This window comes from Burkholderia sp. 9779_493 (genome assembly GCF_015712215.1).
Classification (GTDB): Bacteria; Pseudomonadota; Gammaproteobacteria; order Burkholderiales; family Burkholderiaceae; genus Burkholderia; species Burkholderia cenocepacia.
On the sequence record NZ_JACCQA010000011.1, the window covers coordinates 183,620 to 207,624 of the forward strand.

A 24,005-nucleotide genomic window follows, 5' to 3' on the forward strand; every position below is an offset into this window, starting at 1 on the left:
CGCGCCGCGGCGCTCCGCGCATCGCGCGCGGCGCCGGTCGGGCGCCGATGGATAGAATGGCGGTTCGTCCAGGCCGATGGCCTGCGCGAACCGCCATTTTTTCTTTTCGACAGAGGTGCCATGGGCGCACATGTGCCGTCGTCTCACGATTCCGCCGCGCGGCCGCGCGCGCAACAGATCGCCCGCGTCGCGTTGTATGCGGCGCTGCTGGTGCTCGCGCTGTGGGTGATCCGCGACTTCATTCCCGCCATCGCGTGGGCCTGCGTGATCGCCATCGCGATGTGGCCGCTGCTGAAGCGCTTCGAATCGCACCGGCTGTTCCGCGACCGGCCGACGCTGATCGCGACCGTCATCACGGCGGCGATTTCGCTGCTCGTCGTGCTGCCGGTGGCGGTCGCGACGACCCAGGCGATCGCGCAGGCGCATGACCTGCGCGAGTGGCTGCACACGGTCCAGGACAACGGCATTCCGTTGCCGGACGTGGTCAGCCGGTTGCCGTACGGCGCGGCGCAGATCACCGAATGGTGGCAGGCCAATCTCGGCCATCCGCTGCATGCGGCCACCGCGATGCACGGCGTCAACAGCGAGAAATTCATCGCGTTCGGCCGGCAATTCGGCACGAAGCTCGCGCACGTGCTGCTCGAATTCGGTTTCATGCTCGTCACGCTGTTCGTGATCCTGCGCGCGGGCCACAAGCTGTCGGGTGCGTTGCTGCAGGGCGCGCGGCGCGCGTTCGGGCGCAACGGCGCGGAACTGATCGAGCGGATGGTCGCGGCCGTGTACGGCACGGTGACGGGGCTCGTCGTCGTCGGGCTCGGCGAGGGCGCGCTGCTCGGCGTCGCGTATGCGCTCGCGGGCGTGCCGCATGCGGCGCTGCTCGGGCTCGTCACGGCGGTCGCCGCGATGCTGCCGTTCTGCGCGCCGGTCGTGTTCTGCGGCGCGGCGCTCTGGCTGTTCGTGCAGGGGGCGACCATGTGGGCCGTCGTGGTCGCGGCGCTCGGGTTCATCGTCGTGTTCGTCGCCGAGCATTTCGTGCGGCCGGTGCTGATCGGCGGTTCGACACGGCTGCCGTTCCTGCTCGTGCTGTTCGGCATCCTCGGCGGCGCCGAGACGTTCGGCCTGATCGGGCTGTTCGTCGGCCCGGCGCTGATGACGGTGCTCACGATGCTGTGGGCCGAATGGATCGCTTGAGCGCGCATGCCGTGGCGTCGGCTCGACGCAGCGGTGCGACGACGCGGATGCACACGCACGCGGGTGACGGCTGCAACGATCGCTGACGATTCGGCGGGCGAGGACGCCTGCGATCGCAGGGATCCGGATAACGATCTCTACATTTCTTTTCGATCCGGACCCAAAGGTCGAGTAGCATGGGGCTTTCGATCACGCCGGCATGGCGCAGCAGATTCCCCGAGCATGCGATTGATTTCGATGTCCCGTCCCGCAGCGACGCTGTCCCTGGCCGCCAGCTGCCTGATGTTGCATGGGTGTGCGTGGTTCGACTCGTGGCTGCCGTTTTCGTATTCGCGCACGCCGCTGGCACGGGCCGCGTCGAGGCACGGCGCGACGCGCGCCGATGTCGTCCGCGCCGCCGGCAACCCGCGCAGCGTCTGGATGGTCCGCAACGGCAGCGGTGTCTGCTACAACTATTTCATCGAGCACGGCAACGATCACCGGTCGTACTTCGTCGTGTTCGACAAGGCCGGCGTCGTCACGCAGTACGGCTTCGATTCGTGCATGGACGCCGACCGCAAGGGCACGCTCCAGTCGGGCAAGGCCGCATCGCGCTAGCGCGGCCGCCTGCGCCGCGCGAGCGTGTCACGCACGCGTCACGCGATCGTATCGAGCACGCCGCCGTCGGCGCGCAGCGCGGCGCCCGTCGTGGCCGAGGCGAGCGGCGAACACACGTACACGACCAGGTTCGCGATTTCCTCGGGCAGCGCCGGCCGCTGGATGATCGACGTCGCGCGCTCGGTGCGCACGAAATCCACCGCGACGTCGTCGATGCTGCGGCCCGTTTCGTCGGCCTGCGCCTTCAGCATCGCGCGCACGCCTTCCGACATCGTCGGCCCCGGCAGCACCGAATTGACGGTCACGTTGGTGCCGGCCGCGAGTTTTGCGAGGCCGCGCGCGATCGACAACTGCGCGGTTTTCGTGAACCCGTAATGAATCATGTCGACGGGAATGTTCAGGCCCGATTCCGACGAAATGAACACGATGCGCCCGGCATTGCGTTCGATCATCCCTTTCAGGTAATGCCGCGCGAGCCGCACGCCGGACATCACGTTGATCTGGAAATAATGTTCCCATTCGGCATCGTCGATGTCGAAGAACTGCTTCAGGCCGTAGATGCCCGCGTTGTTGACGAGAATGTCGGCATCCGGCGTGTGCTGCGTGACACGCGCGACGCCGGCCGCATCGGACAGGTCGGCGGCGACGCCGTCGAAGCTTGCGCCGGGCACGGTGTCGCGCAGTTTCTCGAGCGCGGATTGCACCGACGTGTCGCTGCGGCCGTTGACGACGACGCGCGCACCGGCGCGCGCGAGCCCTTCGGCGATCGCGAGCCCGATGCCGGCGGTGGAAGCGGTGACGACCGCGGTCTTGCCTTTCAGATCGATCTGCATGAGCGTGGCGGGGGAAGAGTGAACGGGAAGCGCCGCGCGTGCCGCGGCGGACGGAATTCAAAGCTTAGGCAAATTCCGGTCAATAGGCCATCTCGCGAGCGCGTCGGCGGCGGTCATGCAGGAATGCCGGGGACGGAAGTCGTGAAGTGCCGGCGTGGATCTCGGTCGCGAGAGATCCGTGCCGGCTCGGGGCAACCACGCGTGAGATCGGGTACCGCGCGTGCTTCACCCGCGCGGTACCCGACCGACGACGTATTCGCCGGCCGCGATGGCAGCAGGTCGAATGTCGGCCGGAAAGAGTCGGCGCCACTGCCGATGCTGGCGGATGCCGTGCATGCCGCCAGCCCATTTCGTGACTATTGCCCGCGGAACGGGTGAGCCGTCAACGCCGGAAGGCGAATATCAGGAGCACGTGACGAACCAGTCCCACCAGTAGTATCCGACCAGTTCCTGGGTGCTTCTTTCCAGCGCATAGAGCCCGAAGCACGCGCCAAGCGTTTCTATCCCGCTCTCTCTTGCCTTGGAGCCAATGCTGACGAAAGTCTGCGGCTTCGTCACCGGCGGCAGGCCGTCGCGCGTTTCAGGATTCAATTGCACGGCGTTCACGTCGAGGAAGTCCTGCGAAAACGGGTTGAATACCTGCTGGCCGAACAGGTGCGAAACCTGATAAATCAGCACCGAGTCATCCACGTTCCCATAGAGGGAGACTGCCCTCAGTGAAACCGTGTCGCCCGGATACAGCGTCAGAACAGGGTCGGCCGGGCCGTTTCCGATCGACCCGCCCCGCGCACCGGTATACAGCAGGCGCACGGCGCGGTGATCGACGGCGATCGGTAATTCGGGCTGCCTGCTCGGATGCGGGTATCTCCACTTGATGTATTCCGTGTCGATTACCGCAAGGATGTCGATTTGCTGCGCGCTCGGGTCGAGCGTGAGGCTTCCAAGATCGGCTGTCATACGGGTGCTCCATTTTGGTTTTGTCGCGGAAAAGGCGCGGCACCGTCCGGGGCGCCGCGCAAGATCTGCCGACTTGAATCGCTCTCGTATCGCTTCGGAGCGAGTTGTCGGCGGCGCTCGCGTCAAGCAGCGGCGGCTTGCCAGACCCAGAAGAAGTAGCCGAACAAGGATTTCCTGTTCTGGCTCCGCGTATAAAGCGCAAAAGACGTGGCGAGGTACTCGGATCCGGCGGATTTTGCGACGGATTCGAATGCCTGGAAGACCTGGGATTGCGCCGAGGTCGCGATGAGGTCCGGCGTTTCGGCAGCGCTCGCCGCGCCAGCCTGTTCGATGGTCACCGCGGTAAACGGAGCGAACACCTGAGCGCCCGAGTATTGCTGGACGTGGTAAATCAGCGCAGCGTCTCCGGAATTGTCGGCCAGCGACGTCCCCATCAGGGATACCTTGTCGCCGACATTCAATTTCAGGCCCAGATTACCGTTTCCCTCCGAACTGCTCACGCCGGGCGCGTGGCCGTTGAGCATGAACAACGCAGTGCTGGGGATGCTGGTCGGATTCTGCGCGTTCAGGCTCGGATTGGGGTGACTTCTCTTTATGTAATTCGTGTCGATAACTGCAAGAATTTGAATGGACTGAGCGGCTTTTTCCAGATTGATACTGTTCGGATCGACTTTCATTGGAATGCCTCCGTGGTGGGCCAATTGCCCGTGCGGTGCGCGTGGCGCATCGGCGATGCGCTTTTTCAGTATTGGCCATTTATATTGGTTTTAGTACCTGTCAGGTTTGATGGGGGATTTATTTTAATGAAAGTTGCTTTTCGCGGACGAGGTGGGGTCGATGTCGCGGTGTAATCGACTGTAATTGATTTTTATGGATTTTTTCGGTCTGGAATCGGGTTGTTGGGTCTGAATTAAAACGTTCGTCGCCGCGTAATCGACTGTAATTGATTTCGATTGCCGAAGAGGACGATATTGTCCTTGACGCGCCAATGACGCGTCGTCGGATTTAAATTCATAACGCTTAATGAATGGAGATCAGCCATGGCTACCGAAGTCACTCTTGCATCGAGCGCACAGGACATCAACATCATCGCGGTGATCGATACGGAATGGGTCAAGAAAACGTATCCGAATCCGAGCCAGGATCCGAACAAGCCGACGGGCATCGCCCACAATGGCCAGTTCCTGATTTGCACCGGCGCGCGTGGCGTCAAGGGGCAGGGTACGGCCGACCTGGAAATCACCGCATATCCGGGTGACCGCGTCCAGTTCACCGGCGTGTCGATCTACGACAACTCCGACGATGCCGTGATCATCTACAACATCCCGCGCTATCAAGGCGACGAGGTATTCAACCCGTTCGTCTGCAACACCGTCGTCCGCAATGGCGCGGTGGAGCCCAACCCGGATTCGGGGAGCCGCAATGGCCTCCCGCCGCTGAAGAAGCAACTCACGTTCGCGACTTTCGACTCGTCGGTCAGGAAAAGCGGCACCGAATATTTCGGCGTTTGCTTCGCGCTTTACAAGCTCGTCGGCGGGCAGAACCAGGAACTGTTCGGCTACTACTGGTGGGATCCGAAGATCTACGTGCCGGCCTGATCCGACCGTCTCGACGTCGGCGCCCGAGCAGGCGGAAACGCCTGTAGGCGGGTACAGGGCGCGATGTCCCGGCCCAAGCGCGACATCGTGTCGGGCGCCGGCGACGGGCAGGATCGTGCCCACGATCATCGTCGTGGGCACGATTCAACCGAACATCGAAGCCGGGCGGTGCGGTTGCGCGGCGCCGCACAGTCTTGTACGGTGAGCATTCGTCCGAACCGGAGCCCGCCGCGTGAACCGTACCGCCAACCGATCCACCGTACCGTCGCCGTTCTGGCGCGATACCGCGCTGCCGTTCATCGAGGCGCGCACGGTCGACGACGGGCGTGCGATCTGCTATGCGAAGCACACGCACGACACGCTGTCGGTGGGCGCGATCGTCGGCGGCACGAGCACGTACGTAAACGGTGCGACGAACGCGCACGTCGGCCGCGGCGTGCTCGTGATCATCGATCCGGAGCAGGTACACGCCTGCAATCCCTACGGCCCCGATGCGTGGGCATACCGGATGGTCTATGTCGACGTGCCGTGGCTCGCGCGGCTGCAACACTCGCTGGGGCACGATCCGAACCGCGATTTCCACGGGTTTTCGCCGAAGTGGACCGACCGCGGCGACCTGTTCGCGCAATTTGGCGGCTTCTATCGCACGCTCGTGTCGCCCGGCATCGATGCGCTCGGCAAGGAAAGTGCGGCGGTCGAATTCTTCACGGCGCTGCACGGCGCGCTCGACCGTGAGCTGCCCGACCGGCGGCCGGGAGACGACAACGCGAAACTCGCCCGCGCGGCCGACTACATCGCCGCCCATTGCCGCGAGTCCGTCACGCTCGATGCGATCTGCGCGGCGGCCGACCTGTCGCCGTCGTACCTGATCCGCGCGTTCAATGCGCGTTACGGGATGACGCCCCATGCGTTCCTGATCGATCGGCGCGTGCAGTACGGCCGCACCGAGTTGCGCCGCGGCCGGCCGATCGCCGAAGTCGCGCTCGACGCCGGCTTTGCGGACCAGGCGCATTTCCAGCGCGCATTCCGGCGGATCGCGGCCGCGACGCCCGGACAGTATCGCAGCGCGATGCGCTGACCGGCGAAGCCGCTACACGTCCAGCAGGAACAGCGCGCTGCCCGCGAGCAGCAGCGCCATCAGCCGGTTGAACACGCGCATGCGCCGTGCGTTCGCGAGCCGGTGCCGCAACGACGCGCCCGCATAGCCCCAGCATGCGATCGACGCGAAGCAGATCACCAGATACAGCGCGGCGAACTGCCAGACCTGCGCGCGGTCGCCATCGGCCGCATATGCGCCCATCGCGGCCACGCACGCGAGCCATGCCTTCGGATTGAGCCACTGCATCGCCGCGCCGGACGCCGCCGACGGGCCGGCCCCGTGCGGATCGGCCGACAGCCGGCCGTCGTCGAGCGCGAGCCGCAGCGCCATGTACAGCAGGAACGCGATTCCCGACCACTGCGTGGCCGTCGTCAGCACGGGCCAGCGCGCGAGCGCCGCGTGCAGGCCGAGGCCGATCAGCAGGAACAGCGCGACGAAGCCGAGCGTCGCGCCGGCCGCGTAGCGCAGGCTCGCGCCGAGGCCGTGGCGGGCGCCCGCGCTGAGCGCGACGATGTTGACGGGACCGGGGGTGATCGACGAGGCGAGCGCGAACGCGGCCATCGAAACCAGCATGCTCATCAGGTGTCTCCATGCGACATGTCGAAAGTCGTATCGAGACTACGGGCGCCGCGTCGGCCCGTATTGAAGAAAACTGCCCTCGGCGGCGCGCGATCGCCGTCAGTGCAGCGCGCGCGGCGCGTGCGCCGCCCGCGCGTCGCGCGGACCAGACGGATTGGCCGAATCGGCCGAATCCACCGCGCCGGCGACATCGGCCGGCCGCAGCGGCCCGCCCGAGCAGGGTTGCGTCGATACCGAGAAGCCGAACGTGTTGACGCCGCCCGAGCACGCGACGAACACGCCGCCGCCGTGCATCTCGGCCACGGCCTTGACGATCGACAGCCCGAGCCCGTGGTTTTCCTTGCTGTTCGCGCGCGCTTCCTCGAGCCGGTAGAAGCGCTCGAACACATGCGAGCGCAGCACCGGGTCGATCGGCTCGCCGGGGTTCGACACGGCCATTTCGACGAGCGCGTCGCGGCGCGTGATCGTCACGTTCAGCGTCGCGCCGGGCGCCGAATGCTGGATCGCGTTGATCAGCAGGTTCGTCATCGCGCGGCGGAACAGCGACGGATCGACGGCCGCGCGCGCATCGCCGTGCAGTTCGGCGCGCAACCGCGCCTCGTCGAGCGGGATTTCGAGGAAGTCGAGCATGCGCCGCACCTCGTCGGCGAGCGATACGTCCTTCAGGTCGGTCGCGCGTTCGCCGCGGTCGCTGCGCGACAGGAACAGCATGTCGTTGATGATCACGCGCAGCCGCTCGAATTCCTCGAGGTTCGACTGCAGTGTCTGGCGCATCCGGTCGACCGACCGGTCGCGGCTCGTCAGCGCGACCTGGGTCTGGCCGATCAGGATGCTGATCGGCGTGCGCAGCTCGTGCGCGACGTCCGCGTTGAACGCTTCGAGCCGCGCGTAGGTTTGCTGGATCCGTTCGAGCGCGCCGTTGAACGACGTTGCGAGATCGCGCAGCTCGGTCGGCAGCGCGTCGGTGTGCAGCCGCTGGCGGCGGTTCGTCGCGCTCACGCTCGCCGCGTCCTGCGAGAGCCGGTCGAGCGGCGCGAGCCCGAAGCGCGCGACCGCGCGGCTCAGCAGCAGCGTGATGACGGTGGCCGTCGCGATCAGCGCGGCCAGCGTCCAGCCGAAGCGGCGCAGCATCCGCTGCGTCCGTTCGCACGACGTCGCGACCACCAGTTGTAGCGTCGGCCGCTCGCCGGCGCCGGCCAGCGTGATGGTTTTCGTCATCACCGCGTAGCTGCTGTCGTTGAGCTGGTAGCGCTGGAACGCGCCGAACGGCGGGTCGAGCGGCACGCCGTCGACGGGGCTGCCGAAGCGGAACGCGGGGTTGTCGCTGATCACCTGGTAGTGCGTCGAGCCGTCGGGCGGCTCGAGATCGGCGAGCTTTTCCTGCATCAGGCGGCCGCGCGCGGCCGTGGTCGCGTGCGACACGATCATCTGGGCGACCTTGGCGCGCGTGTCGATCGTCGCGCGCAACTCGGCGAACAGCTGGCGCTCCATCATCACGAACAGCCCGCAGCCGACCAGCGTGAACACGAGCAGCGACACGATGCCGAACATCGCCGAAAGCCGCAGGATGATCGAGCGTTTCATGCGCGCCGCTCCGCGTCGCCGTCCTCGCGCGCTTCGAGCACGTAGCCCATCCCGCGGATCGTGTGCAGCAGCTTGTCCGCGAACGGGCCGTCGAGCTTCGCGCGCAGGCGCTTGATCGCCGTTTCGACGACGTTCGCATTGCTGTCGAAGTTCACGTCCCACACGAGTTCGGCGATGGTCGTCTTCGACAGCACCTCGCCGCTGCGCCGCGCGAGCACGCCGAGCAGCTGGAATTCCTGCGCGGTGAGGTCGAGCCGCGTGCCGTCGCGGGTCGCGCGGCGGCCGATCAGGTCGACGCGCAGGTCGCCGATCGAGATCAGCGTCGATTCCTGCACGCGGGCGCGGCGCGTCAGCGCGCGCAGCCGTTCGATCAGCTCGAGGAACGAGAACGGCTTGGTCAGGTAGTCGTCGGCGCCGCCGCGCAAGCCGCGCACGCGGTCGTCGACGCGATCGCGCGCGGTCAGCATGATGACGGGCGTCTGCTTCTGCGCGCGCAACGCACGCAGCACGCCGAAGCCGTCGAGCTTCGGCAGCATCACGTCGAGCACGACCACGTCGTAGTCGAATTCGACGGCTTTCCACGCACCGTCCTCGCCGTCGAGCGCGGTGTCGACGACCCAGCCTTCCTCGGTCAGGCCGCTCTTCAGGTATTCGACGACTTTCGGTTCGTCTTCGACGATCAGCACTTTCATGTTGGTTTTCCGCGTAACCGGTTAAGGGCGGGTCAAGGGCCGACACCCGCGCCGCGCTGCGGGGCCGCCGACGCGACGTCGGACGGCGCCGGGCCACTCTCGGTGCCACCGTCCCAGCCGCCGCCGAGCGCCTTCGCGAGAAACACGACGAGCGCCGCGCGCTGGCCCTGGATCTGCACGGCCTGGCGCTCGCTCGTCAGCAACTGTTGCTGGGCCGTCAGCACGTCGATGAACGGCGTCAGGCCGCCCGCGTAGCGATCCTGCGCGAGCGACACGAGCTTGCGTGCGTCGTCGACGGCCGCGGAGGCCTGCTGCGCGGCCTGCGCGAGCACCGACAGGCCGGTCACCGCATTTTGCACCTCCTGGAACGCGGTGAGCACGGTCTGCCGGTAGCTGGCCTGCGCGGCGACGTAGCCGGCCTGCGCGAAATCGACGCCGGCCTTCAGCTTGCCGCCTTCGAACAGCGGCTGGCTGAGCGACCCGCCGACCGACCACAGCAGCGCCGGCACGGTGAACAGGCCCGCGAAGCGGGTCGCGTCCCAGCCGAGGTCCGGCGACAGCGTGATGCGCGGGAAATACGCGGCGCGCGCGACGCCGATCTGCGCGTTCGCGGCGGCCATCGCGCGCTCGGCCGACGCGACGTCGGGGCGCCGTTGCAGCAGGTCGCTCGGCATGCCGGTCGGCAGCGTGGGCGCGTTGATCGGCACCACGCGCGGCGGCAGCGAGAATTCGGGGGCGGGCGCGCCGACCAGCGTCGCGATCGCGGTTTCAACCTGCGCACGCTGCTGGATCAGCAGTTGCGCCTGCGTGCGCGTCGCGTCGAGCTGCGCGCGCTGCTGCAGCAGATCGAGCCCCGATACCGCGCCGAGGTCGTGGCGCGCGCTCACGTAATCCAGCGCCTTCTGCTGCAGATCGATCGAACGCTTGACGACGTCGATCTCGGTGTCGAGTTCGCGCAACGCGAAATAGCTCGACGCGAGATCGGCGCTCAGCACGAGGCGCGCATTCGCGAAATCGTCGCGCGCCTGCTCGGAGCTGGCCTGCGCGGCTTCGACGTTGCGCCGCACGCGGCCGAACAGGTCGAGTTCGTAGCTGACCGCCGCGCCGACCTGGATCTCGTTCTGCACGGTCGACATGCTGCGCGTCGCGTAGTTGGTCTGCGGCCGGTCGGCGGAGATCTTGAAGCGCTGGCCGCTCGCGTTCAGGCCGACGGCCGGATACTGCGCGGACGCGACCGACGCGAGCGTCGCCTTCGCCTGGTCGTAGCGCGCGGCCACCGCCTTCAGGTTCTGGTTGTTGCGCAGCGCGTCGGCTTCCAGCGCGTCGAGCTGCGCGTCGCCGAACGCGGTCCACCAGACCGGATCGAGCGGCGCGCGGGCCGGCGCGGCCGGCTGCCAGTATTGGTCGGCCGGATCGAGCCGCCACGCGGCCGGTGTATCGACGGGCGGGCGCCGGTAATCCGGGCCGACCGTGCAGCCGGCGACGGCGGCGGCCGTAACGATGGCGGCGAGCGCCACGGGCCGCACGCGCGTGCGCATCGCGATCACGATTTCGCTCCCGCGACCGCGGAGGCCGGCTGCGCGGCCGGCGCCTGCACGACGACCCGGTCGCCGTTCGCGAGCGCGTCGCTCGGGTTCGCGACGAGGCGGTCGTTCGGCGTGATCGGCCCGTCGACTTCGAGCGTCTGGCCGATCGTGCGCACGACCGTCACCTGCTTCAGGTGGACCTGGCCGTTCGCATCGACGGCAGCGACCGTCGGGCCTTCGGCGCGGAACAGCAGCGTATTGGCCGGCACCTGCAGGCGGCCGACCGGCGTCATCGGCAGCGTCGCCTGCACGTACGCGCCGGGCAGCAGCCGCCCGTCCGGGTTCGGCAGTGTGATCTCGATCTGCAGCGAGCGCGTCGCGACGTCGATCGCCTCGGACGTGCGCGTGATCGTGCCGTCGAACGTCCGCCCCGGCAGCTCGGCCTGCGCGACGCTCACGTGCTGGCCGACCTTCACCTGCTGCGCATACGCCTGCGGCACCTGCACGTACAGGCGCAGCCGGTCGGCCTGCACGACCGTGAACAGCGCGCGGCCCGCGTTGCCGGAATTGACGAGATCGCCGACGTCGACGTTGCGCTGCGTGACGATCCCGTCGATCGGCGCGACGATCCGCTGGAACCCCTTCAGTTCGGTGAGGCGGCGCATGTTCGCATCGGCCGCCGCGAGGTTCGCGGTGCCCTGGTTGAACGCGCCTCGCCGGTCGTCGAGTTCCTGTTGCGACACCGCATCGCGCTGGCGCAACTGCTGCGCGCGGTCGAACGACGTCTTCGCGAGCGCGAGCGCGGCTTGCGCCTGCTGGCGTTGCGCGGTGGCCTGCGCCAGTTCCTGGTTCAGCTCCGGCGTATCGAGCTCGGCGAGCGTTTGCCCCTGTTTCACGTGCGCGCCGATATCGGCCTGCCAGCGCAGCACGTAGCCGCTGGCGCGCGCATGGATCGGCGCCTCGACGAAGCCGCGCAGCGTGCCGGGCAGCGTCAGCTTGCCGCCGGTGGCCGCGTCGACCGGATGCACGACGTTCACGTACTGGCGCGTGTTCTGCTCGGCGACCGCGTCGAGCCGGTTGCGGTTCAGCCCGTTGACGATCAGCGTGCGCGCGGCGCCGGCGGCCAGCAGTACGCCGATCACGATCAGGACGACCCATCCGCGTCGCGACACCGACGCGCGCGTCGGCAGGTGCATGCCGTGTTCGTCCACCTGGATGCCGACGGCGCTGTGATGTTTCTCTTCCATGAATTCAACCAATTCAACCGGGTAGTGGGGCGAAAGTCAGTGTCCGGCCTGGCGCGCGCGCCGACGGGCCAGCCGTGAATGCACGCCGCCGAACACGAGCGGCACGAACAGCAAGGTCGAAACGGTCGCGAACAGCAGCCCGCCGATCACCGCGCGGCCGAGCGGCGCGTTCTGCTCGGCGCCTTCGCCGAGACCGAGCGCCATCGGCACCATCCCGATGATCATCGCGAGCGCCGTCATCAGCACCGGCCGGATCCGGGTCGCGCCGGCCTCCAGCGCGGCCGTGAGCGGCGGCGCGCCGGCCGCGAGCCGTTGCCGCGCGAACGACACGACCAGGATGCTGTTCGCGGTCGCGACGCCGACCGTCATGATCGCGCCGGTCAGCGCGGGCACGCTCAGGTGCGTGCCGGTGACGAACAGCATCCACGCGATGCCGGCGAGCGCGGCCGGCATCGCGCTGATGATGATCAGCGGGTCGAGCCACGACTGGAAATTGACGACGATCAGCAGGTAGACGAGCACGATCGCCATCGCGACGCCCGCGCCGAGGCCGAGATACGACGTGCGCATCGTCTCGATCTGGCCGCGCATCGCGAGGGCGGTGCCGCGCGGCAGCGTCGCGCGCGCGTCGGACACGATGCGGTCGATCTCGCCCGCGACCGCGCCGAGGTCGCGGCCCTCGACGCTCACGTACACGTCGATCGCCGGGCGGATGTTGTAGTGCGTGATCACGGCCGGGTTCACGGTACTGCGGACCTGCACCAGGTTGCCGAGCAGTTGCAGCGGCGCGCCGGCGCGGCCGCTGGCGGAGATCGGCGTGCCGAGCAGGTCGTCGACCGACGACAGGTTGTATTGCGGGGTCTGGATCTGCAGCGGGTACTGGACGCCGGTGCGCGGGTTGATCCAGAACGACGGCGTCGTCTGCGAACTCCCCGACAGCGAGATCAGCATGTTCTGCGCGACGTTCTGCGCGGAGAGATTGAGCTGCTGCATGCGCGTACGGTCCATGTCGGCCAGCAGGGTCGGCTCGTCGTTGCGTTGCAGCACGTGCACGTCGACGGCGCCGGGGATTTGCCTGATCTTTTTCATCAGGCTGCTCGCAATGGTCATGTTACTCGCGAGATCGTTGCCGAGCACCTGCACGTCGATCGCGGCCGGCTGCCCGAAGTTGAGGATCTGCGTGATGATGTCCGACGGCTGGAAGAAGAACTCGACGCCCGGGAAGCGCTGCGGCAGCAGCGTGCGCAGCGTCTGTACGTAGTGCCCGGTCGCGCGGTGGCCGGGCTTCAGCGCGATCAGCAGCTCGCCGTCGAGCGTGCCGATCGTGCCCGCGTTGCTGTACGACAGGTTGATGCCGCTCACCGGGAGGCCGAGGTTGTCGACGATCGCACCGAGCTCGTCGGGCGGCACGGTTTCGCGGATCACGCGCTCGACCTGGTCGGCGAGGCGCGCGGTTTCCTCGATCCGGTAGCCGGTCGGTGCGCGCATGTGCAGCCGGATGTTGCCGGAATCGGCGTTCGGGAAGAAATCGCGGCCGAGCATGAACACGAGGCCGGTCGACAGCACGCAGAAGCCGAGGAAGCACAGCGCGTAGAAGCGGCGGCGCACGAGCAGGATGCTGAGCAGCACGATGTACCACGCGCGCAGCCGCTCGAACGCGCGGTTGAAAGCGTGATGGATGCGGGCGAAGCGCGACGCCGAATGGTCGGCACCGGTGTGCGCCTGCTGCGGGCGGAACAGCAGCATCGCGAGCGTCGGCACCAGCGTGCGCGACAGCACGTACGACGCGAGCATCGCGAACACCACGGCTTCCGCGAGCGGCACGAACAGGAAGCGCGCGACGCCCGTCAGGAAGAACATCGGCACGAACACGATGCAGATGCACAGCGTCGACACGAGCGCGGGCACCGCGATCTCGCCCGCGCCTTCGAGGATCGCGTCGTGCAGGTTCGTACCGAGATGGAGGTGCCGCTCGATGTTCTCGATCGTGACGGTCGCGTCGTCGACGAGAATGCCGACCGCGAGCGCGAGCCCGCCGAGCGTCATGATGTTGATGGTCTCGCCGAGCGCGGACAGCGCGATCAGCGACGTGAAGATCGACAGCGGAATCGAGATCGCGATGATCAGCGTGCTGCGCCAGTTGCCGAGGAACAGCAGAATCATCATCGCGGTCAGCACGGCGGCGATCAGCGCCTCGTGGATCACGCCCTGGACGGCCGCGTTGACGAACACCGACTGGTCGAACAGCGGTGTGATCGTGAGCCCCTCGGGCAGCGTCGGGATCACCTTCGGCAGCAGCGCCTTCAGGTCCGACACGACCTTGAGCGTCGACGCGTCGCCGCTTTTCAGGATCGAGATGAGCACGCCGCGCTGGCCGTTCTGGCGCACGACGTTGGTCTGCGGCGCGAAGCCGTCGCGGACCGACGCCACCTCGCGCAGGTAGGTCGTCGCGCCGTTGACGGTCTGGACCGGCAGGTCGTTGATGTCGGCGACGGTATCGGCGGACGCGTTCGTGTCGATCCGGTATTCGGTCTGGCCCATCTTCGCGGTGCCGGTCGGCAGCACGAGATTCTGCGCGTTGACCGCGTTGACGATGTCGGCCGGCGTGAGGCCCTTCGCGAGCAACGCCTGCGGATCGAGGTCGATCGCGACCACGCGGGTGCGCCCGCCGTACGGGAACGGGATCTGCGCGCCCGGCACGGTGATCAGTTGCGGGCGCAGGAAGTTGAGCGCGATGTCGGCAAGCGACTGTTCGCTGAGCGTCTTGCTCGACAGCCCGAGCTGGATCACCGGAATGCTCGACGCGGAATAGGTGATCACGAGCGGCGGCGTCGCGCCCTGCGGCATCTGCCGCACGATCGCCTGCGCGGACGAGACCGTCTGCGCGATCGCCGTCTGCACGTTCGCGCCCGGTTGCAGGAACACCTTCACGACCGCGATGCCGGGCAGCGACGTCGATTCGACGTGCTGGATGTTGTTGACGGTCGTCGTCAGCACCCGTTCATGCACGGACGTGATGCGGTTCGTCATCTCCGTCGCGGAGAAGCCGTTGTAATTCCAGATCACGCTGATCACCGGGATGTTGATCGCGGGCAGCACGTCGACCGGTGTGCGCATCAGCGCAAGCGGGGTGGCCAGCACGATCATGATGGCCATCACGATGAACGTGTAGGGGCGCCTGAGCGCGAGATTGACGATCCACATGGAGGCGGCGGGGCAGGCGGTGATCGGGCGGCGGTGAAGGGAACCCGAATGATAGGCGTCGGCCCGGCACGGGTTACTGTCGTGAAACTGGCGGAATCGTCAGGTTGAGGCGCGCGGGCCGTCGGCCGATTCCGCAGACGGAATGCGCCGCCGCGATCGCGACGGTTTCGCGCATCGGGCGGCGCTCAAAGCTGCTCCATGCCGAAGCGGGCGAGCGCATCGAGATCGACGACGTCGATCTGGTTGTACGCGAGCCGCAACGCGCCGAGCTTCTCGAGTTGCTGCAGCGCCTGGTTGATCCGCTGACGCGACACGCCGACGAGCATCCCGAGTTCCTCCTGCGAGATCGACAACGACGGGCCGGTATCCGGGTACAGCGCGGGGTTGAAGAGCTGCGCGAGCGCCTGCGCGACGCGCGCGTCGACGTCGAGCAGCCGGCTGTTCTGGATCGACGCGATGAATTCGCCCATCCGGTTGTTCAACTGATGAATCACGAACCGCGTGAACGGCAGGCTCGTGTCGAGCAGCGCATGGAACGTGTCGACCGGCACGAACAGCACGGTCGAGCGCTGGATCGCGACGACCTCGTACTTGCGCAGCTCCCGCTTGATCACGCTGCCTTCGCCGAACCAGCCGCCCGACGGCACGCCGGAGAACGTGCAGCCGCGCCCCGACACGTTGAAGATCGCGAGCTTCAGCAGCCCCTGATGGACGCCGATCCAGTATGCGGAAGGCGCGAGCCGGTGCGCGATCACGTCGCCGGCTTCGCACTGTTCGACGTGCGACTGGGCCAGCACGAGCGCCTGGTGCTCGGGCGCCAGCGTGCGGAACCACGCGCATTGGCCGAACAGTGTCGCCAGCGGCGGCAGCGGGCCCGGTGCGGGAGGCGGGTCGGCCGGGGCGGCGGCCGCGTCGGGATGGTCGTGCATGGGTGCGGGTTTGCGAGGATAGGGATAACGCGCAGCGCTCGAGCGGCACTCTGTCGTTTCGATGACAGACGGCTCACAATAGCGCCCGTTAGGCTGTCGGCAATTGAACCACATCAAAACGATCCGGGGTGCGTGCGCTCCGGTCGACAGAACACGGGAGACAGGATCATGACGCAGATGTTCGAGGCCGGGCTCGGCCGCCGCGATGCCAATTACGTGCCGCTCACGCCGATCGATTTCCTGATCCGGGCGGCGGAAGTCTACGGCGAGCGCCTCGCGATCGTGCACGGCGACGTGCGGCGCACGTGGGGCGAGACCTGCACGCGCGCGAAGCAGCTGGCGAGCGCGCTCGCGCAGGCCGGCGTCGGGCGCGGCGACACGGTCGCGGCGCTGCTGCCGAACATCCCGGCGATGGTCGAGGCGCACTTCGGCGTGCCGATGGCCGGCGCGGTGCTCAACACGATCAACACGCGGCTCGACGTGTCGTCGGTGCTGTTCATGCTGCGTCACGGCGAGGCGAAGGTGCTGATCGTCGACACCGAATACGCGGAGGTCGCGCAGCGCGCGGCGCTCGAGGTGCCGGGCCTGAAGATCGTCAGCGTGGCCGACGCGCTGCCGGCCGACCCCGACCGTTTCGCGGGCGCGACCGACTACGAGACGTTCGTCGCCGGCGGCGACCCCGACTACGCGTGGACGCCGCCCGCCGACGAATGGGAGGCGATCGCGCTGAACTACACGTCGGGGACGACCGGCGACCCGAAGGGCGTCGTCTACCACCATCGCGGCGCGTACCTCGCGGCGATCAGCAACATCCTCGAATGGGACATGCCGAAGCACGCGGTGTATCTGTGGACGCTGCCGATGTTCCACTGCAACGGCTGGTGTTTCCCGTGGGCCGTCGCGGCGCGCGCGGGCGTGAACGTGTGCCTGCGCAAGTTCGATGCGAAGACCGTGTTCGACCTGATTCGCCGCGAGCGCATCACGCACTACTGCGGCGCGCCGATCGTGCAGAGCGCGATCGCGAACGCGCCGGCCGAGTTCCGCGCGGGGATCGACCATACGGTGCACGCGATGGTCGCGGGCGCGGCGCCCGCGCCGGCCGTGATCGCGAAGATGAAGGAGATCGGCTTCGACCTGCTGCACGTGTACGGGCTGACCGAGGTCTACGGCCCGGCGACCGTCTGCGCGAAGCAATCGCACTGGGACGCAGTGTCCGACGAGGAGCGCGCGCGGCTGAATGCGCGCCAGGGCGTGCGCTACCACCTCGAAGCGGGCGCGACGGTGCTCGACCCGGACACGATGACGCCGGTGCCGGCCGACGGCGAGACGCTCGGCGAGATCATGTTCCGCGGCAACATCTGCATGAAGGGCTACCTGAAGAACCCGAAGGCGACCGACGAGGCGTTCCACGGCGGCTGGTTCCATACCGGCGATCTCGCGGTGCTGATGCCGGACGGCTATATCCGGATCAAGGATCGCAAGAAGGACATCATCATCTCGGGCGGCGAGAACATCTCGAGCATCGAGGTCGAGGACGCGCTGTACCGGCATCCGGCGGTGGCCGTGGCGGCCGTCGTCGCGATGCCCGACCCGAAGTGGGGCGAGGTGCCGTGCGCGTTCGTCGAACTGCGCGAAGGCGCGAGCGCGACCGAGGCGGAGATCGTCGCGCACTGCCGGCAACTGCTCGCGGGCTTCAAGGTGCCGAAGGCCGTGCGCTTCGGCGAACTGCCGAAGACGTCGACCGGCAAGATCCAGAAGTTCCAGTTGCGCCACGCGGTCGGCTCGGACAAGGCGATCGACCTGGCCGGCGACAAGAAGTAGTCGAGGCCCGGCCGCGGCCGATCGCCCGCCGTCGGTCACGCGTCGCGTTCGAGCCGGAACACGCTGACCGCGTCCGACAGTTGCGCGGCCTGGTCGCGCAGCGCGACGGCCGCGCGCTCGGCATCCGAGATCAGCCGCGCATTCTGCTGCGTCGCGTCGCCGATCTGCGTGACGGCCAGGTTCACCTGCTCGATGCCGGTCGATTGCTCGCGCGACGCGGCGCTGATCTCGCCGATCAGCGTGCGCACCTGGTCAACCCGCGCGACGATGTCGCGCATCGTGCCGCGCGCGGCGTCCGCGATCCGGTAACCCTGTTCGACGGTCGTCGACGATTCGGTGCTCAGTGCGTCGATCTCCTTGACCGCGGCCGCGCTGCGTTGCGCGAGCGCGCGCACCTCGGCCGCGACCACCGCGAAGCCCTTGCCGTGTTCGCCCGCGCGGGCGGCTTCGACGGCCGCGTTCAGCGCGAGGATGTTGGTCTGGAACGCGATGCCTTCGATCGCGCCGGTGATCTCGGCGATCCGGCGCGTCGCGCGGCCGATGTCGTCCATCGTCGCGACCACGCGCTGCACCGCGGCGTCGCCGTTCGTCGCGGCGGCCGACGCGTCCGCGACCAGCGCGTTGGCTTGCGCCGCGTGCTCGGCACTCTGCTGCACGGCGGCGGTGATCTGCTCCATGCTGGCGGCCGTCTGTTCGACGCTGCTGGCCTGCGTCGCGATCCGCGCGGCGATGTCGCCGCTGCCGGCCGCGATGCCGACCGTGCCGTGCGCGATGTCGGCGGCGCTGTTGCGCACTTGCGCGACGATCCGCGCGAGGCCGTCGCCGATCCCGTCGACCGCCTGCACGAGCCGGCCGATCTCGTCGTTGCCCGTGCCGCCGGGCGCGCCGCCCGCGCCGTCGCGGATGCGCACGCTGAGGTCGCCCGCCGCATAGCGTTCGGACGCGCGCGCGGCGGCTTCCAGCGGCCGGCTCACCACGCGTCGCACGACGATGACGAACAGCGTCGCGAACGCCGCGACGAGCACGGCGCCGATCATCAGGAAGCGGTTGCGGGTGGCGCGCATGGTGGCAAGCAGCTCGTCGTCGAGCGCAACGCCGCCGACGAGCCATTGCCACTGCGGAATCGTCGTGAACGACACGAATTTCGCGCTCGGCCCGCCGTCGTGCGCGGCGGGATCGGTCGACGTGTACGCGAGCCGGCCTTCGCCGGCCGCCAGCATCTGCGCGTAGGGCGCACGCGCGTCGTCGGCCCGCTGGCCGGCCGCATCGGGATGCACGACGAAGGTGCCGCGCGACGGGCCTTGCGATGCATCGAGCACGAAGTAGTAGCCGTTGTCGCCGATCTTCAGTGCGCGGATGCCGTCTTCGACGAGCTTGAGCTCGACGCCGATGTCGAGGCCGACGAACAGCGCGCCGATCACGCGGCCGCCCGCATCGGTCACCGGTTTGTACTGCGTGATGTACGGCCGGCCGAACAGCTTCGCGAGGCCCGTGTAGCTGCGCCCGGCGACGAGCGGCGCATACGCGGGGCCGGCGCGGTCGAGCTTCGTGCCGACGGCGCGCGCGCCGTCCTGCTTCTTCAGCGACGTCGTGATGCGCACGAAATCGTCGCCGTCGCGCGCGAAGATCGTCGCGATCGCGCCGCTTTTCTTCAGGAACTGGTCGGGAATCGAGTAATCGAGGTCGAGCGGCTGGCCGCCCGCGAGAAGCGTCGGCGCGGCCACGCCGCCGATATCGACGGTGCGCGCCGGGTCGAGCGTGAAATCGGCCGGCAGGAAACTCGCGAACAGCGACATCGAGCGGTTGGCTTCGGCGCTCAATGCCTGGTCGAACAGGTCGACCATCGCGCGGATCGACTGCTCCTTGTCGGCGATCCGCTGATGCGCTTCATCGGCGAGCTGCTGGCCGGCGAAATGGGCGAGCGTCCACGCAAACACGGTAAACAGCAAGGCGACGAGCGCGCACGCGAGCGCGGCCAGACGCGCGCCGACGCTCACCCGGCCCAATTGGGTCGATCTCATGCAACATCCTGAGTGGGGAGGGAGAGGGGGCGGAACGCACGCGTCACCGCTAGTCGTCCACTTAATACGGCAACTTCGGCGGAATCTTTAGCGGGACGTCGTCGATGGCGGCCGGCACGCCCGCGCAGGGCGAGCGGAGGTCAGTGCGTGACGAGCCACGCGACGGCCAGATAGCGGCCGACTTTCGCGATCGTCACGATGACGAGAAAGGTCGGCAGCGGCTCGCGCAGCACGCCGGCGATCATCGTCAGCGGATCGCCGATCACCGGCGCCCAGCTCAGCAGCAGCGACCAGCGGCCGTAGCGCGCATACCAGCGCTCGGCGCGCGCGAGCGCGGACGGTTTGACCGGAAACCAGCGGCGCTCGCGAAAATGCTCGATGCCGCGGCCGAGCGCCCAGTTGATCGCCGAGCCGGCGACGTTGCCGACGCTCGCGACCAGCACCAGCGCCCACGCGGGTTCGCGCCCGGCGAGCAGCAGGCCGGCGAGCACGGCTTCGGACTGGAGCGGAAACAGGGTCGCGGCGACCATCGACACGGCGAACAGGCCGCCGTAAGTGAGCAATTCGGACATCGCGCGATTGTACCGGCCATGCGGCGGCCGGCTCCGGTCACGCGGTCATCGGCTCACGATCTCATGCGGCATCCGTCGTGCCGAACAGCAGGTGCGAGATCACCGACTTGTCGACCGGTTCGTCGTTGAGCGTGCTGGCGAGCAGTTCGCCCGCGAGCTGCTGCGGCGAGAACACCATGTCGGGCTTCAACAGCCGCAGCCGTTCGAGGTTGCGCTGCTGGTTCACGAGCGCGACCGTGCGCACCGACGGTGCGATCTCGCGAATCGCGAGGATGATGAATGCGTTTTCGGCGTCGTCCGAACGCAGCGCGAGCACCGCGCGGGCGGTCGCCGCGCCGGCGCTCTCCAGCACCGCATGGTCGGTCGCATCGCCGACGATCAGGTCGGTCGCGGCCGGATAGTTGTGCTCGACGCCGGCCGGCACGACGACGGTCACCGCGTAGCCGCGCTTGCGCAGCCCGTCGTGCACCGCATGCGCGACGGGCGTCGCGCCGACGATCAGGAAATGATGCTTGCGGATCACGTTCGAAATGCCTCCCTTGACGATCCGTTTCAGATTGCCGCCGATCACCGGGCCGACGACCGCGCTGATCGACGTCGCGAACACCGTGATGCCGAGCACGATCACCGACGCGGTGAACAGGCGTGCGGTCGGCGCGTGCGGGACGATGTCGCCGTAGCCGACGGTCGACATCGATACGATGGAGAAATAGACGGCGGTGGCGAGATCGTGGACGGGCGGCGTGAATTCGTCGCCGAGATAGAGCACGCCGAAGGTCGCGTAGATCAGCAGCGACACGATGCTCAGCAACGCGAACAGGCTGCTGGCGGCGATGCTCGCGCGGTCGAAGTGCCGCCAGTAGTACAGCAGCGCGACGACCAGCACGGCCGTATAGACGAACACCGCGTGGCTGCGATAGCCGCCGAGCACGCTGATGGCGGCCGCCGCGACCAGCAGCAGGATCGACAGCACCCACGCGACGCGGGCGCGCAGCACGATGCCGATGGCCATCGTCGCGAGGCCGGCCGCGACGACCACCTGCGGCAGCACGACGAGCCCCATGTTGTCGACGAGGTTCAGCGCATCGGCGAGCCAGGCGCGATGCAGGCCGAGCCGCGCGTGTTCGACGACGGGGCGCAGCACCATGAGTGCATCGAGCGCGAGCAGGAGGGCGAGATACCAGTGCAGGCCGATCGGCGCGAACAGGCGCCGCAGGCGGGTAGTGACGTGCTTCATTCAGTCGCCCGGCAGGGCATGTCCAACGAACCAGCCGCTACCCTAAAGCATTCGGCGTTCGGCTGCTTTTTCGCGGGGCCCGATGGTCGCCGCCACGGAGCCGGCACGCCGGCCGTTCAGTTCCAGCCGACCATGATCGCGCCCATCCCGACGAGCAGCCCGCCCGTCACGCGGTTCATGGCCCGCATCCGCGCCGGCCGCTGCAGCGCGCGGCTCAGCCGGTGCGAGAACAGCGCCATCGACGCGACGCCGCCCGCGAACAGCAGCGCGAACGTCGCGGCGAGCAGCAGGTATTGAAGGTTCAGGCTCCAGTCGGCAGTCGGGCTGATGAACTGCGGAAAGAACGACGGAAAGAACAGCAGCGTCTTCGGATTCAGCCCGGAAGTCGCGACGCCGCGCCAGAACAGCGCGCGTCCGGAGTCGGCGTCCGGCGCGGCGATCGCCGTTCCCGCGTCGACGTCGGCCGGTGCCGCGGCTGCGCCGGCCGGCGCGCGGCTCAGCCATTGCTTGCCGCCGAGCCAGACGAGATACGCGGCACCGGCCCAGCGCAGCACGGTCAGCGCGTGTTCGTCGAGGTGGACCAGCGAATTGAGGCACAGCGCGGTCAGCGCGAGTTGCAGCAGCACGGCGAGCGTGCCGCCCCAGACGCACGGCAGCGCGCGGCGCCAGCCGGTGCGCAGCGCCTGGTTCATCGTGAGCAGGTTGACGGGGCCGGGCGCGTAGATGAGGACGACGGAAGCGGCGAGGAACGACAGATAAAGCTTGAACGACATGACGGACGGGCAGGAACGGGGAAGCAGGCACCGGCCCCGCACGCGGTCGGATAGGCGTGCGGGCGGCGGGGAATCGCATGCCTGCCGGCCGGCACCGCAACTCGTGATTGCGGCCGTGCGTCCCGCTGCGAGGGGTTGTCGCGGGGAGTGTGCCGGGCAGCAGGCATGGAGAAAATGTATCAAGCGGCCCGGTTAAAAGGCTTCCTGTTTTCCAGCAAAACGCGCCTGAAACCGGAATCCCGTTCAGATAGAATGCCGATTTTCAGTAGAAGATTCTTCTCATCATGGCTACCCGCGAACGCACGCCGAAAACGCTCGACAATCAGGACCGCAAGATCCTGGGGGCATTGCAGAAAAATGCGCGCCTGTCGAACGCCGAACTGGCCGAACAGATCGGCATGTCGACCACCGCCTGCTGGAACCGCACGCGGCAACTCGAACTCGACGGCTACATCGACGGCTATGTCGCGCTGGTCAACCAGCGCAAGCTCGGCTACGCGGACATCGTGATCCTCGAAGTCACGCTCGATCGCCATGAAGACGACGCGCTGGCGCGCTTCGGCGCCGAACTGGCGGCGCTGCCGGAGGTGCTCGAGGCGTATCTGGTGTCGGGCGAGTACGACTACTGGATCAAGGTCGCGGTGGACGGCACGGCCGGCTACGAGCGCTTCCTGCGCGAAAAGCTGTACCGGATTTCGAGCATCCGCCACAGCCGCTCGATGTTCGCGCTGCGGTGCATGAAGGACGTGCCTTCGATTCAGGTGTGAGGGAGCGGAGATCGGCGCACGGCCGTCGCTGCAGCGACGGCGGGTGCGATCGGACGCAGGCGCGGAGGAAAGCCGGCGAACGGCTTAGAGGAGGGCGTGCCGGGCAGACGGCCCCGGGGGCACAAAAACGGATGGATCTTCCGTCCGGCATGGCCCGGCGCAAGCGCGCGCAAGTCGCGAAGAATGGCATCCCGTCCGGGCCGCAACCGGCTGACGACGGTCCGCGCCGACCCGAATCGGCGCCGGTCTCGGCCTGAAACACGGCCTCGAGACGACCTTGAAACGCTGCCGATGCGGTGCGCGTATCCGGCCGGGAAGGACGAATCCCGGCCTCTTTCTGCATGCCCGGCGCGCCCGTCGGGTACGCCGCGCGACCGCCGCGGTCGGCGTGCGTCAGCGCAAACGCGTCAGCCGGCCGGCCGTTCGCTCAGCGCGGCAGACGCGCGTGTGCTTCAGCGATGACTTCGCAGTTCTCGAGGTGGAGCGCCCAGGCCTCTGCCAGCAGCTCGCCAACACGTGCGAGCCAGCCAGTGGATTGGGTGGAACGATCGGAGACATTAGACGTTTGCATGACGAAGCCCCATATAGGTGGCGAGTTAGGGATAACCCTAATCATAGCGAAGCGGCACCGTCTTGTGAAATGCGATTTCGTTATATGAGAATTACTGACAATTTGTGTTGCTGCTGCGCAACATGAATGTCGGCCACCCGGGCATTCCGGGCAGGCGTGACGAGGCCGTGCCGGCACGGCCTTGCGTGGAGAAAGAACGAAGTCGGG

General features: G+C 67.7%; 20 protein-coding genes. 6 read left to right on the plus strand and 14 right to left on the minus strand.

Going from position 1 to position 24,005, the window contains the following annotated elements; translation table 11 throughout:
• Positions 1-120: 120 nt before the first annotated feature.
• Positions 121-1,191 (plus strand): AI-2E family transporter, encoded by a 1,071-nt coding sequence (locus tag H0X95_RS13920; protein ID WP_006485660.1) that lies wholly within the window; start codon positions 121-123, stop codon positions 1,189-1,191.
• A 222-nt stretch (positions 1,192-1,413) separates the two neighbouring features.
• Complete coding sequence (locus tag H0X95_RS13925; protein WP_048985535.1) at positions 1,414-1,788, plus strand: hypothetical protein; 375 nt, start codon at positions 1,414-1,416, stop codon at positions 1,786-1,788.
• A gap of 38 nt (positions 1,789-1,826) precedes the next feature.
• On the opposite strand, the gene H0X95_RS13930 is transcribed toward H0X95_RS13925, so the two are convergent.
• From H0X95_RS13930 to H0X95_RS13940, 3 genes are all read right to left on the minus strand, one after another.
• Entirely contained in the window at positions 1,827-2,621 is a 795-nt protein-coding gene (locus H0X95_RS13930) for an SDR family NAD(P)-dependent oxidoreductase (protein WP_006485656.1), read from the minus strand.
• 402 nt (positions 2,622-3,023) lie between these two features.
• Positions 3,024-3,578 (minus strand): inclusion body family protein, encoded by a 555-nt coding sequence (locus H0X95_RS13935; RefSeq protein ID WP_077189155.1) that lies wholly within the window; start codon positions 3,576-3,578, stop codon positions 3,024-3,026.
• Between the two features lie 122 nt (positions 3,579-3,700).
• Positions 3,701-4,255, minus strand: coding sequence for an AidA/PixA family protein (locus tag H0X95_RS13940; protein ID WP_006485650.1), 555 nt, complete (start codon positions 4,253-4,255; stop codon positions 3,701-3,703).
• Positions 4,256-4,618: 363 nt separating this feature from the next.
• Here H0X95_RS13940 and H0X95_RS13945 point away from each other — a divergent pair, with 363 nt between their 5' ends.
• Together H0X95_RS13945 and H0X95_RS13950 are read left to right on the plus strand one after the other, a co-directional pair.
• Positions 4,619-5,176 (plus strand): inclusion body family protein, encoded by a 558-nt coding sequence (locus tag H0X95_RS13945; protein WP_006485654.1) that lies wholly within the window; start codon positions 4,619-4,621, stop codon positions 5,174-5,176.
• Between the two features lie 232 nt (positions 5,177-5,408).
• On the plus strand, positions 5,409-6,254 hold the full coding sequence (locus H0X95_RS13950) for a helix-turn-helix domain-containing protein (protein ID WP_006485655.1): 846 nt from the start codon (positions 5,409-5,411) through the stop codon (positions 6,252-6,254).
• Between the two features lie 12 nt (positions 6,255-6,266).
• Here the strand turns inward: H0X95_RS13950 and H0X95_RS13955 are convergent, their stop codons facing one another.
• The 7 genes from H0X95_RS13955 to H0X95_RS13985 all read right to left on the minus strand — a co-directional run bounded on the left by H0X95_RS13955 (position 6,267) and on the right by H0X95_RS13985 (position 16,036).
• Positions 6,267-6,854, minus strand: coding sequence for a LysE family translocator (locus tag H0X95_RS13955; RefSeq protein ID WP_196446086.1), 588 nt, complete (start codon positions 6,852-6,854; stop codon positions 6,267-6,269).
• A gap of 99 nt (positions 6,855-6,953) precedes the next feature.
• Positions 6,954-8,438 carry a heavy metal sensor histidine kinase gene (locus tag H0X95_RS13960; protein WP_196446087.1) on the minus strand — a complete coding sequence of 495 codons (1,485 nt, stop codon included), beginning with the start codon at positions 8,436-8,438 and terminating at the stop codon, positions 6,954-6,956.
• Positions 8,435-9,130 (minus strand): heavy metal response regulator transcription factor, encoded by a 696-nt coding sequence (locus tag H0X95_RS13965; protein WP_006485649.1) that lies wholly within the window; start codon positions 9,128-9,130, stop codon positions 8,435-8,437. Before H0X95_RS13965 ends, H0X95_RS13960 begins: the two co-directional genes overlap by 4 nt.
• A 32-nt stretch (positions 9,131-9,162) precedes the next feature.
• Positions 9,163-10,668, minus strand: a complete 1,506-nt coding sequence (locus tag H0X95_RS13970) for an efflux transporter outer membrane subunit (protein ID WP_080403590.1) — start codon at positions 10,666-10,668, stop codon at positions 9,163-9,165.
• Positions 10,669-10,673: 5 nt separating this feature from the next.
• The gene (locus H0X95_RS13975; RefSeq protein ID WP_196446088.1) at positions 10,674-11,903 is read right to left on the minus strand and encodes an efflux RND transporter periplasmic adaptor subunit; all 1,230 of its coding nucleotides are present in this window, start codon (positions 11,901-11,903) and stop codon (positions 10,674-10,676) included.
• A gap of 36 nt (positions 11,904-11,939) precedes the next feature.
• Positions 11,940-15,107: an efflux RND transporter permease subunit gene (locus H0X95_RS13980; protein WP_196446089.1), complete on the minus strand. Its 3,168-nt coding sequence runs from the start codon at positions 15,105-15,107 to the stop codon at positions 11,940-11,942.
• A 185-nt stretch (positions 15,108-15,292) separates the two neighbouring features.
• The gene (locus tag H0X95_RS13985) at positions 15,293-16,036 is read right to left on the minus strand and encodes a Crp/Fnr family transcriptional regulator (RefSeq protein WP_006481933.1); all 744 of its coding nucleotides are present in this window, start codon (positions 16,034-16,036) and stop codon (positions 15,293-15,295) included.
• A 168-nt stretch (positions 16,037-16,204) separates the two neighbouring features.
• Between H0X95_RS13985 and H0X95_RS13990 the strand changes: the two genes are divergently transcribed.
• Positions 16,205-17,857: an acyl-CoA synthetase gene (locus H0X95_RS13990; protein ID WP_034202390.1), complete on the plus strand. Its 1,653-nt coding sequence runs from the start codon at positions 16,205-16,207 to the stop codon at positions 17,855-17,857.
• A gap of 35 nt (positions 17,858-17,892) precedes the next feature.
• Here H0X95_RS13990 and H0X95_RS13995 read toward each other — a convergent pair whose 3' ends face one another.
• The 4 genes from H0X95_RS13995 to H0X95_RS14010 form a co-directional block, all read right to left on the minus strand.
• A complete protein-coding gene (locus tag H0X95_RS13995) occupies positions 17,893-19,878 on the minus strand; it encodes a methyl-accepting chemotaxis protein (protein WP_080322734.1) in 1,986 nt (661 codons plus the stop codon).
• 140 nt (positions 19,879-20,018) lie between these two features.
• Positions 20,019-20,450 carry a YqaA family protein gene (locus tag H0X95_RS14000; protein ID WP_048985523.1) on the minus strand — a complete coding sequence of 144 codons (432 nt, stop codon included), beginning with the start codon at positions 20,448-20,450 and terminating at the stop codon, positions 20,019-20,021.
• A gap of 61 nt (positions 20,451-20,511) precedes the next feature.
• The gene (kch, locus tag H0X95_RS14005) at positions 20,512-21,687 is read right to left on the minus strand and encodes a voltage-gated potassium channel protein (RefSeq protein ID WP_006481934.1); all 1,176 of its coding nucleotides are present in this window, start codon (positions 21,685-21,687) and stop codon (positions 20,512-20,514) included.
• Between the two features lie 116 nt (positions 21,688-21,803).
• Complete coding sequence (locus H0X95_RS14010; protein WP_006481932.1) at positions 21,804-22,460, minus strand: LysE family translocator; 657 nt, start codon at positions 22,458-22,460, stop codon at positions 21,804-21,806.
• 284 nt (positions 22,461-22,744) lie between these two features.
• On the opposite strand from H0X95_RS14010, the gene H0X95_RS14015 reads away from it, so the two are divergent.
• The gene (locus tag H0X95_RS14015; protein WP_006479115.1) at positions 22,745-23,227 is read left to right on the plus strand and encodes an Lrp/AsnC family transcriptional regulator; all 483 of its coding nucleotides are present in this window, start codon (positions 22,745-22,747) and stop codon (positions 23,225-23,227) included.
• Positions 23,228-24,005: the final 778 nt, after the last annotated feature.

Coding starts and splice junctions, on each gene's coding strand:
- H0X95_RS13995 (WP_080322734.1), bottom strand. CDS start 19,878: ATGAGATCGACCCAATTGGGCCGGGTGAGCGTCGGCGCGCGTCTGGCC.
- H0X95_RS13940 (WP_006485650.1), bottom strand. CDS start 4,255: ATGAAAGTCGATCCGAACAGTATCAATCTGGAAAAAGCCGCTCAGTCC.
- H0X95_RS13985 (WP_006481933.1), bottom strand. CDS start 16,036: ATGCACGACCATCCCGACGCGGCCGCCGCCCCGGCCGACCCGCCTCCC.
- H0X95_RS13975 (WP_196446088.1), bottom strand. CDS start 11,903: ATGGAAGAGAAACATCACAGCGCCGTCGGCATCCAGGTGGACGAACAC.
- kch (WP_006481934.1), bottom strand. CDS start 21,687: ATGAAGCACGTCACTACCCGCCTGCGGCGCCTGTTCGCGCCGATCGGC.
- H0X95_RS13935 (WP_077189155.1), bottom strand. CDS start 3,578: ATGACAGCCGATCTTGGAAGCCTCACGCTCGACCCGAGCGCGCAGCAA.
- H0X95_RS14010 (WP_006481932.1), bottom strand. CDS start 22,460: ATGTCGTTCAAGCTTTATCTGTCGTTCCTCGCCGCTTCCGTCGTCCTC.
- H0X95_RS13990 (WP_034202390.1), top strand. CDS start 16,205: ATGACGCAGATGTTCGAGGCCGGGCTCGGCCGCCGCGATGCCAATTAC.
- H0X95_RS13980 (WP_196446089.1), bottom strand. CDS start 15,107: ATGTGGATCGTCAATCTCGCGCTCAGGCGCCCCTACACGTTCATCGTG.
- H0X95_RS13965 (WP_006485649.1), bottom strand. CDS start 9,130: ATGAAAGTGCTGATCGTCGAAGACGAACCGAAAGTCGTCGAATACCTG.
- H0X95_RS13960 (WP_196446087.1), bottom strand. CDS start 8,438: ATGAAACGCTCGATCATCCTGCGGCTTTCGGCGATGTTCGGCATCGTG.
- H0X95_RS13955 (WP_196446086.1), bottom strand. CDS start 6,854: ATGAGCATGCTGGTTTCGATGGCCGCGTTCGCGCTCGCCTCGTCGATC.
- H0X95_RS13925 (WP_048985535.1), top strand. CDS start 1,414: ATGCGATTGATTTCGATGTCCCGTCCCGCAGCGACGCTGTCCCTGGCC.
- H0X95_RS14015 (WP_006479115.1), top strand. CDS start 22,745: ATGGCTACCCGCGAACGCACGCCGAAAACGCTCGACAATCAGGACCGC.
- H0X95_RS13920 (WP_006485660.1), top strand. CDS start 121: ATGGGCGCACATGTGCCGTCGTCTCACGATTCCGCCGCGCGGCCGCGC.
- H0X95_RS14000 (WP_048985523.1), bottom strand. CDS start 20,450: ATGTCCGAATTGCTCACTTACGGCGGCCTGTTCGCCGTGTCGATGGTC.
- H0X95_RS13945 (WP_006485654.1), top strand. CDS start 4,619: ATGGCTACCGAAGTCACTCTTGCATCGAGCGCACAGGACATCAACATC.
- H0X95_RS13930 (WP_006485656.1), bottom strand. CDS start 2,621: ATGCAGATCGATCTGAAAGGCAAGACCGCGGTCGTCACCGCTTCCACC.
- H0X95_RS13970 (WP_080403590.1), bottom strand. CDS start 10,668: ATGCGCACGCGCGTGCGGCCCGTGGCGCTCGCCGCCATCGTTACGGCC.